General features: G+C 77.3%; 8 protein-coding genes. 6 read left to right on the top strand and 2 right to left on the bottom strand.

The genetic code is table 11. From position 1 onward, the window contains the following. Window positions 1–482: 482 nt before the first annotated feature. Window positions 483–1,433, top strand: coding sequence for an acyl-CoA thioesterase II (locus ABZ885_RS30715; protein ID WP_360195705.1), 951 nt, complete (start codon window positions 483–485; stop codon window positions 1,431–1,433). 94 nt (window positions 1,434–1,527) lie between these two features. Then, window positions 1,528–2,190 (top strand): TetR/AcrR family transcriptional regulator, encoded by a 663-nt coding sequence (locus tag ABZ885_RS30710; protein ID WP_360195703.1) that lies wholly within the window; start codon window positions 1,528–1,530, stop codon window positions 2,188–2,190. 48 nt (window positions 2,191–2,238) lie between these two features. On the opposite strand, the gene ABZ885_RS30705 is transcribed toward ABZ885_RS30710, so the two are convergent. Then, a complete protein-coding gene (locus ABZ885_RS30705) occupies window positions 2,239–3,513 on the bottom strand; it encodes a sulfite oxidase (protein WP_360195708.1) in 1,275 nt (424 codons plus the stop codon). Window positions 3,514–4,074: 561 nt separating this feature from the next. Here ABZ885_RS30705 and ABZ885_RS30700 point away from each other — a divergent pair. The 3 genes from ABZ885_RS30700 to ABZ885_RS30690 all read left to right on the top strand — a co-directional run bounded on the left by ABZ885_RS30700 (window position 4,075) and on the right by ABZ885_RS30690 (window position 5,673). Further along, on the top strand, window positions 4,075–4,866 hold the full coding sequence (locus ABZ885_RS30700; protein WP_360195700.1) for an alpha/beta fold hydrolase: 792 nt from the start codon (window positions 4,075–4,077) through the stop codon (window positions 4,864–4,866). A gap of 103 nt (window positions 4,867–4,969) precedes the next feature. Continuing rightward, entirely contained in the window at window positions 4,970–5,359 is a 390-nt protein-coding gene (locus ABZ885_RS30695; protein ID WP_360195698.1) for a MerR family transcriptional regulator, read from the top strand. 134 nt (window positions 5,360–5,493) lie between these two features. Beyond that, window positions 5,494–5,673 carry a hypothetical protein gene (locus tag ABZ885_RS30690; protein ID WP_360195696.1) on the top strand — a complete coding sequence of 60 codons (180 nt, stop codon included), beginning with the start codon at window positions 5,494–5,496 and terminating at the stop codon, window positions 5,671–5,673. Window positions 5,674–5,816: 143 nt separating this feature from the next. Here ABZ885_RS30690 and ABZ885_RS30685 read toward each other — a convergent pair whose 3' ends face one another. After that, window positions 5,817–7,613: a DUF2398 family protein gene (locus ABZ885_RS30685; RefSeq protein ID WP_360195693.1), complete on the bottom strand. Its 1,797-nt coding sequence runs from the start codon at window positions 7,611–7,613 to the stop codon at window positions 5,817–5,819. Window positions 7,614–7,932: 319 nt separating this feature from the next. Between ABZ885_RS30685 and ABZ885_RS30680 the strand changes: the two genes are divergently transcribed. After that, on the top strand, window positions 7,933–8,700 hold the full coding sequence (locus tag ABZ885_RS30680) for a lysoplasmalogenase (RefSeq protein ID WP_360195690.1): 768 nt from the start codon (window positions 7,933–7,935) through the stop codon (window positions 8,698–8,700). Window positions 8,701–8,751 lie beyond the last annotated feature (51 nt).

Here is an 8,751-nt window from a genome sequence, read left to right as displayed (position 1 = left end):
TGGCGCTGGCGCCGGCGAGGGTCCATGCACCGACGCGGAGGCTGCCGGTGCCGGGCGGCACGACGGCTGGCAGCGCCGCCGCGGGGACCGGTCCGGCCACGGACGGCGCCGCCGCGGCGGGCCGGCCGCAGGCGGCGTCCGAGGACGACGGCGTCACCGTCTGACCCGCACCCCCCCGGCGACCGTCCCGGTCCCTTCTCCGGCCGGACAGCCGCCGGCCGCGGCACCGCGCCATGCACACCCGTCTCCGCCGCGACGCCCCGGCCCCGGCCGGGCCGGTTCGGCCTCACCCGGCCGCGGGCGACCACTCCGGCGCACCGCGGCCCACGCGCGAGCGGCTCGCGACCCGCCGGGCACGCAGTGCGGGCACTGACAACCCGTCGGCCGGGCACCCGTACTGAAACAGGTTCTACCGACAATGTTCCCCCGAAAGGGTTACCCAGGTCACACCGCTGCCCGTTGGCTTCTGCCACTATGAGCCCGTGACCGACGTGACCGAACAGGAGAGACGGGCCCCCGACACCGCGGCCCCGTTCGCCGAGCTGCTGCGGATCGAGCGCCTCGACGAGAACACGTTCCGGGGCCGGTGCCACGCCGGTGCCCCGATGCGCGCCTTCGGCGGCCAGGTCGCCGCGCAGGCGCTGACGGCCGCCGGACACACCGTCGAGCCGGACCGCGCGGTGCACTCGCTGCACGGCTACTTCCTGCTCCCCGGCGACCCGACCCGCCCGATCCGGTACGAGGTCGACCGGGTCCGCCAGGGCCTGTCCTACGCCACCCGCCGGGTGACGGCGGTTCAGGGCAACGACGCGATCTTCACGCTCTCCGCCTCCTTCAAGCACCCCGAGCCCGCCGCCGACCGGCACCGTGAGATACCGCCGGTGCCCGGCCCCGAGGACCTGCCGGACGCGCTCTCGCTCTGGGACGAGGCGGCGCGCGCCGAGCTCACCCGCACCGGCGGCTTCGGCTCCCTGGAACTGCGGTTCGTCCCGGACGACGCGCCCGGCGTGCCCGCGGCCGTCCCCGGCATGCCGCAGCAGTTCGTCTGGCTGCGCACCGGCTCCCGGCTGCCCGACGACGACCCGCTGCTGCACGTCTGCGCGCTCACCTACCTCTCGGACCTCACGCTGGCCTCGACGGCCGGGCTGCACGTCCAGCCGAACTTCTTCCAGCGCTCCGGCCCCCCGCGGCTGATCATGGCCTCGCTGGACCACGCGATGTGGTTCCACCGCCCGTTCCGGGCCGACGAGTGGCTGCTGTTCGCCCAGCGCAGCCCCTCCTCCTCGGACGGGCGGGGGCTGTCGCTCGGCGAGTTCTACGACCGGGACGGCCGGCTGGTGGCCTCCGCCGTCCAGGAGGCGCTGATCCGCGACCGTGCGATCCGTTCGCTGGTGTCCGGCACCGTCCCGCCCGGGGCCTCCGCGCCCGCCTGACCGGGCGGCCGGACCCCCGGTGGACGGCGGGCGAACGAGGGGAGGCCGGTCGGCGTCATACTCCTCGGCGGCCCCGGGCCGTATCATGGTGCGGGTGACCAAGGTTGACCTGTCACCACGGCCGGTGGAGGCGATGTCTCCGCGTCAGCTCGAACGCCGCGGATCACTGATCGCGGCCGCGCTCGCCCTGGTGAACGAGATCGGCGTCGAGCGGCTGCAGATGAAGCAGGTCTGCGAGCGGTCCGGAGTCGCCCTGGGGACGGCGTACCGCTACTTCTCCTCCAAGGACCACCTGTTGGCGGCCGCGATCGCGGAGTGGCACCGGCTGCTGCTGGCGGACCTGGTGGCGGAGCTGCGCGGCCCGCGGGCCGGGCTCGGTGCGACCGACCGGGTGGTGCGCTTCGTCCGCGGCGGCATGCGCGCCTACCAGCGCCAGCCCGAGCTGGCCCGGCTCCGGGTGGCCGTCGCCGCCTCCACCGACCCCTTCGCCAGCGAGGCCCTGCAGGGCATGGCCCGCGCCGACAGCACCGCGCTCCAGGCGGTGATGGCCGAGGTGCCGGCCGAGGTGCCGGCCGCCGCGAGCGACCTGGTGCGGCACATCGTCGGCCACGCCTGGCAGGGCGAGCTCACCGCCTGGGTGACCGGCCGCACCACGCTCGGCGACGCCCGGCGCCGGCTCGAGGACGTGGTGCGGCTGGTGCTGGCCCCGTACGAGACGCCGTACCCGGCCCCGTACGAGGTCCAGCCCGCCGGCTGACGGCCCGACCGGTCGGCGGCGCTCCGGCCGGCCGGGCCCCGCCGGCGGTCAGGCCACCGTCACCGGGTGCGCCACGACCGCGTCGAACAGGTAGCCCTCGCGGTTGAAGACGGCCGCCTCGGGCTGGGTGTTGCCCCGGCGGTCGGTCGCGCGGGCCCGCAGCTCGTACGCGCCGGGCCGCTCCGGACGCCAGTCGATGCTCCAGCGCGTCCAGTTGCCGGCCCGCGGCTCGTCGTGCAGCCCGGCCGGGAGCCACCGGAGCCCGCCGTCCGTGCTCACCTCGACCCGGCGGACCGGGGCCGCTCCCGACCACGAGCGCCCGTGCAGCCGGTGCGAGCGGCCGGCCCGCAGCACGGCGCCGCGGGCGAGTTCGAAGGCGCACTTGACCACCTGCGTGGTCACCGGTGCGCTGCCCCCGGGCGGGTAGTCCGGGCCGAAGAGCCGGTAGAAGTCGGTGTTCCAGGGCGAGTAGAGCGGCCGGTCGGCGACCTCGACCGTGCCGACCCACTTGACCGAGGCGATCCCGATCCAGCCCGGCACCACCAGCCGGACCGGGGCGCCGTGGTCGGGCGTCAGCGGTTCGCCGTTCATCTCGTAGGCGAGCAGCACGTCGTCCAGCGCCTTGGCGACCGGCAGCGGGCGGCGCACATGGCCGAAGCCGACGCCGTCGACGACGTACTCCGGGTCCAGGCCGGCCGGCAGCACGTCCACCGCGCCCGGGGTGAGCCCGGCCCGGCGCAGCACCTCCGCCAGCCGCACGCCGCGCCACCGGGCGGAGCCGATCCCGCCGAGCGTCCACGGCGTGCCGGGGACGACCAGCCCCTGCTGGCTGGTGAAGAAGCTCCGGCCGTTGCCGGCGCACTCGATCAGCGCGTCGATCCGGGTGGCGGGCAGGGCCCGCAGGTCGTCGAGGCCGAACTCGACCGCCCGGGCGGCGGGGGGCGCGTCGCGCAGACCGCTGCCGAACACCCGCAGCCGCCAGCCGTCCGGGTCGATCAGCGGGGTGGAGGTGTGGTTGCGGACGAAGAACCGTTCGACCGGGATGTGACGGCCGGTCACGGCCCGGCCGTCGGCGTCGCGCAGCGCGTCCCAGCGCATCTCGGCGTTGGTGCCCTGCGGGACGAACCACTCGGCGGGCAGCGGCTTGACGATCCCCGACGCCGGGGAGCCGGCCGCCGGCGCCCGGGCGAAGGCGCGGTCCGGGACGAACAGCCCGGCGGCGGGCGTGGTGAGCAGCCCGGCGGCGGCCAGCAGCCGCAGCAGGGTGCGGCGGTCGACACCGTCGGCGCGCGCCTCGCCGGCCAGCCACTGACGGCGGCGCAGACGATCGTAGGCGGCCTCCGGGCGGAGCGCGGGGCTGCGTCCGGACGCGGCGCCGGGCCGCGGTGCGGGCGGAGGACCGGCGAGCGGTCCGGGCGGGAAGTCGGCGGGCACGGGCACACTTCCGTTCGGGTCATGGCGGACGGTCGGGCGAGGAGCGTGAACGCGCGGGCGGAGCAGAGGGGGCCGGAACGCGTGCCCCGGCCCCGGCCCGGGGCGGGCACGTGCGGGGTGGGCTCAGCGGCAACGGCGCGGGCGGCGTCCGGCTCTGGGCGCGGCTATGCGCAGGACCGGGGCGGCGGTCCGCCCGGTCGCTCGCTCGGCAGGGAGTCCCCCGGTCACGTCCCGGAGCATAGGCACACGGCGAACGCCGCGTCAGCCCCCTTCCGCGCATCGTCGGTGCGTCGACGAAGCATCACCGGCGCATCACCGGCGCGTCCCCCGGCGGGCGAGCGCCGTGCGGGGCTTGACCTTCACACCGGTGTGAACTCCTACCGTCCCGAGTGACCGCCACACCGGTGGCGGCCCGCCCCGACCGCCCGCGGCCGAAACAGGAGCCCCGTCATGCCCGCACACCCCGCCGCCTCCCCCGCCCCGCTCGCCCGGATCGTCCGCGGCTCCGGCCCCGGGCTGCTGCTCGCCCACGGCGCCGGCGGCAGCGCCCGGGACAACTGGGGTCCGCTGCTGGACGACCTCGCCGCGCACCGCACGGTCGTCGCCCCCGACTTCCCCGGCTCCGGCGACACCCCGTTCGAGCCGGACGAGCCCACCCTGGACGGGCTGGCGGACCGGCTGGTCGCGGCCGCGGTCGAGGAGGGCCTGGAGGACTTCGACCTGGCCGGCTACTCGCTCGGCGCCGCCGTCGCCGTCCGGGCCGCGACCCGGCACCCGCAGCGGGTCCGCTCGCTGCTGCTGCTCTCCGGGGTGGCGGGCGGCGACCACCGCCTCCGGATCACCGCCGAGCTGGCCGTCGCCCTGGCCGACCATCCGGAGCTGCTGGCCCGCTTCCTGCTCTCGTCCGTCTTCGGCGAGACCTGGGTCGACGCGCTCCCCCACGACCAGCTGACCGGCCTGCAGGAGGCCCTGCTCGCCGCGACACCGGCGGGCTTCCGGCAGCAGTTCGGCCTGGTCGCCCGGACGGACGTGCGCGGCGAGCTGGCCTCCCTCGCGGTGCCCGCACTGGTGATCAGCACCACCGAGGACATGCTGGTCCAGCCGAGCCAGCACCGCGCGCTCGCCGAGGGCATCCCGGGTGCCCGGTTCGCCGAACTGGCCGCCGGTCACATCCCGGTGGTCGAGCGGCTGCCCGAACTGCGCAAGCTGGTCCTGGACTTCGTCACCGGACTCGACGGATAGGCGGGCCGACGGGCCGGCGGACTGGCTGACGGGCTGACGGGCTGACGGCGGGCCGACGGCGGGCGGCAGGAACAGCGGCGGGCGGGCGGACGTTCCGACGATCATGCGCATCGGAGAACTCGCCCGCCTGACCGGGGTGTCCACCCGCCTGCTGCGGTACTACGAGGAGCAGGGCCTGCTCCGGCCGGAACGCTCAGCCGCCGGCTACCGCGAGTACGGCGAGGACGCCCAGGTCCGCGTCCGGCAGATCCGCGGCCTGCTGGCGGCCGGCCTGTCCACCCGGGTGATCGCCGAGCTGCTGCCCTGCGCCAGCGGGCCGCTCCCGGCCCTGGAGGCCTGCCCCGACCTGCTCGCCACGCTGCGCGGCGAGCTCGCCGAGCTCGACGCCCGCATCGACGAGCTGGCCCGCAGCCGCCGGGCCCTCGCCCGCTACCTCGACACCACCGAGCCCACCACCCGCACGCCCTCCGCTCGCGAGTACGCCGCCGTCTGACGCGGCCGGCCGGGCCCGCCGTCCGGGTGACCGCACGGCCCGGGAGTCCACCTGGCACGAACCGACGCCCGCCCCCCATCCGGACTTCACCCACGCGTAGCGATCGTTCACGCCGCCCTGGAACGCTCCGTGACATGAACGCCAACCCTCCGGCGACCCTCCAGGAACCGCGCTTCCCGCTCCCCCAGCGCCACCGCCGCTTCCTGGCCTGCGCCGCCGTAGTCGCCTCGATCGCCCTGGGCACCCTGGGCGTCGGCGCCACCGTGGAAACCGTCGAGCACACCACCGTGACGACGGCCACCGCCAACCGCTGACCCACCCGCGCCTGCCCGGCACCCCGGACCGAACCGAACCGAACCGGGTTGACCCGAGCCGGCCTGACCCGAAACGACCTGGAACGACCTGACCCGAACGGCCCGACCGACCCGTACCGCCTGAACCACCCCCGGCACCGCCCTCAGGCCCGCTGCTCCTCCCGCGGGCCCGCCGGCCCGGGGATCGTCACCGACGGCTCCCTCCGCGAGTGCCGGCCGGTGCCCGGCGCCGGGAGGAGGTCGGCGGCGGGGGCGTAGCGGGCGGCGGGGGCGCGCAGGAGCCAGCCCGGGGGGCGGGTGCCGCGCGGGGTGGCGGTGATCAGGCCCATCCGGTGGAGCAGGTCGAGGGTGTCGCGGCGGAGCGCGGTGCGGTCGGCGAGGTAGTCGCGGCGCCAGCCGGCCGGGAGGCCGTACTCGTCGGCGATGTCCCCGAGGACGCCGTCTATCAGCGCGTCCGGGATCGGGACGGCGGGGGTGGGGACGTCCGCGCCGGTGGTCTCGTCGGGGAGCGGGCGGACCTCCTCGACCAGTCGCTCGACCAGCAGCAGGGCGGCCTGTGCCGGCGTCCCCGTGCCGGGCAGGGCGAGGTCGGTGAGCTCCTCGGCGGGGTCGAGCAGGGCGACGCCCTCGGCCCGCTGCTCGGTTTCGAGGCCGAGGAAGTCGGCGAGGGCCGCGGGGCCGCTGTGGCGGTGGTCGCGGAGCCAGGCGCGCTGGTCCTCGGGCAGGTCGGCGGCGAGGACGGCCGGGGTCTCGGCCAGGCGGCGGCGGACGGCGGTGCCGGGCTCGGCCTCGGCGGCGCGGCGGATCAGGTCGCCGGCGTCGTCGGCGAGCGCGGGCGGCCCGGCGGGGACGGCGCGGGCGAGTTCCCGGTCGACCGTCAGCAGGACGGCCCCGGTTTCGGGGTCGGCCGGGTCGGCGGGTATGCCGTCGAGCACCTGCCAGCCGGCCAGGGCGGCGAGCGCCATGGCGAGGTCGGCGGGGTCGGCGGAGCGGGCCGCTGCGGGGGCGGCGGCGCGCATCGCGACAAGCAGCCGGCCGAGCGGGAGTCGTTCGGGGGCGTCGACCAGGAGGGCCAGCGCGAGGGCGAGCTGGGCGTAGCCGCCGGGGGTGAACGGGGCGCCGGTGCCCGGGTGTTCGAACCCGCGGGTGGCGCCGGGGCCGAGCCCGGCCTTGCCGAGGCGGGCGTGCCAGGGGCCGACCACGAGGCGGTAGCCGAGCAGCGTGTCGAACCGTTCGGTCAGCCAGTCCCGGTGACGGCGGATCAGCGGGAAGCCGTCGGCGTGCGGGCCGGACGCGGTGACCAGCGGGTGGGCGAGCAGCAGCCGGGCGGCGATCCGGCGTTCGGCGGCGGCGGAACGGTCCTGCGTGCCCACCGCGGCCGAGCGGGACCGTTCGGGCTTGCGGTGCTTGCCGGGCTCGCCCGGTTTGGCGCCCGAGAGGACGACGGGCAGCGCGCCGGCGTCCCGCCGGGCCCGGCGCGGGCCACGGGCCGGGCGGGCCTCGCGGGTGCGCAGCGCGGCGGGGGTGTGCGCGGTGGGTCCGTGCCACCAGCTGATGTCGGCCACGGCCGGCGGCCCGGCGGCCGGCCCGGTGCCCGGTTCGGCACCCGGCTCGGCGGCCGACTGAGCACCCGGCTGGGCGACCGGTTCGGCGGGGACGCCGAAGTGGCGGGCCGGATAGAGGCCGAAGGAGGCGGTGCAGAGGTCGTCGGCGGTGCCGGGGTCGGCCTCGGCGAACCACTGGGCGAGCCGGAGCAGCCCCGGGTCGGGCGAGAGTGCGGGGGCGCCACCGTCCGGGCCGGTCTCCTGCGGAGCGTCAGGACCGGCTTCGCGTACGGCGACGACGGCGTCGGTGGTGCTCCGCCCCGCCCCGCCCGTGCGCGCGCCCGCCACGCCGCCGGCCACCTGTGTGGCGCCGGTCGCGTACTCCTGCTGCTCCATGTCGTGGACCAGACTAGACGGTGGGCGCGGCGCCCGGTGGCAGCATCCTGACAGGGCCGGGAATTGGCCGGAGCCCGACGTGCGGAGGCGGCCCCGCCGCACGCCCGCCGCGGCGTCACCCCGGCGGCCCGGTAGGGGCTACGCGCCGGTAACAAGCCCTTCCGCGTGCGGGCCGCGGCCGCATAGGGTGCGTCTTACCGAGGCCCGGCCCGAGCGGCACCACGCATCCGGCGGTGCGGGCGACCAGGCCGCCCGCCCCCTGCCCCACCCCTGCCCCACCCCTGCCCGACCCTGCCCCACCCCTGGAGGACTCCCCCGCATGAGCATCCGTACGACCACCCGCGCCGTTCTCGGCGGGCGCCTGCGCTCCGCCACCGGACTGCTCACCGGCTTCGCCGCCACCTCGGCGGCCCACCTGGGCGCGCTGCTCACCGACACGCCCGTGCTGCGGCACGCCACCAAGCCGGCCCTGATGCCGCTGCTGGCCGCGCACAGCGTCACGGCCGCCACCGCGGCCGGCCGGGAGGCCCCGAAGCTGCTGACGCCCGCGCTGCTGCTCAGCGGCGGCGGCGACGTGCTGCTGCAGCTCGGCAACGACACCGCGTTCCTGGCCGGCATGAGTTCGTTCGCAGCGGCGCACGTCTGCTACGTCACGATGTTCGTCCGGCGCGGCGCGCTGACCGACCGCCGGCGCACGCTGGTGGTCGCGGCCGCGTACGCGACGGCGTGGGCGGCCATGATGGCCCGGCTCTGGCCGGATCTCGGCGATCTGCAGGCCCCGGTGGCCGGGTACAGCCTGCTGCTCGCCTCCACGGCGGTCACCTCGGCCGGGCTCGGCTGGCGGACGGGTCTGGGCGGGGCGCTCTTCCTGCTGTCCGACACGCTGATCGCCACCAAGCTCGCCAAGTGGCGCGAGCTGCCGGGGCACGAGGTCTGGATCATGGCGACGTACATCCTGGCCCAGTACCTGCTGGCCTCCGGGGCCCTGCGCGCCCACGCGTCGGCCGACGTGGACGACGCGGCCGGTGCGGCGGGCGTGGCCGGGGCGCGCGGGTACCTCGCGGCCGGGGCGCCCGCCACGGCCTGAGCGGCGCCCGCACCCCCGGGCACCCGCGCCGCCGGGCACCCGGGCCGCCGG

The organism is Kitasatospora sp. NPDC047058 (assembly GCF_040643935.1).
In the GTDB taxonomy this organism is placed as follows: Bacteria; Actinomycetota; Actinomycetes; order Streptomycetales; family Streptomycetaceae; genus Kitasatospora.
Note: the sequence above shows the minus strand (reverse complement) of the source record. Positions and strands in the feature narration are given on the sequence as shown.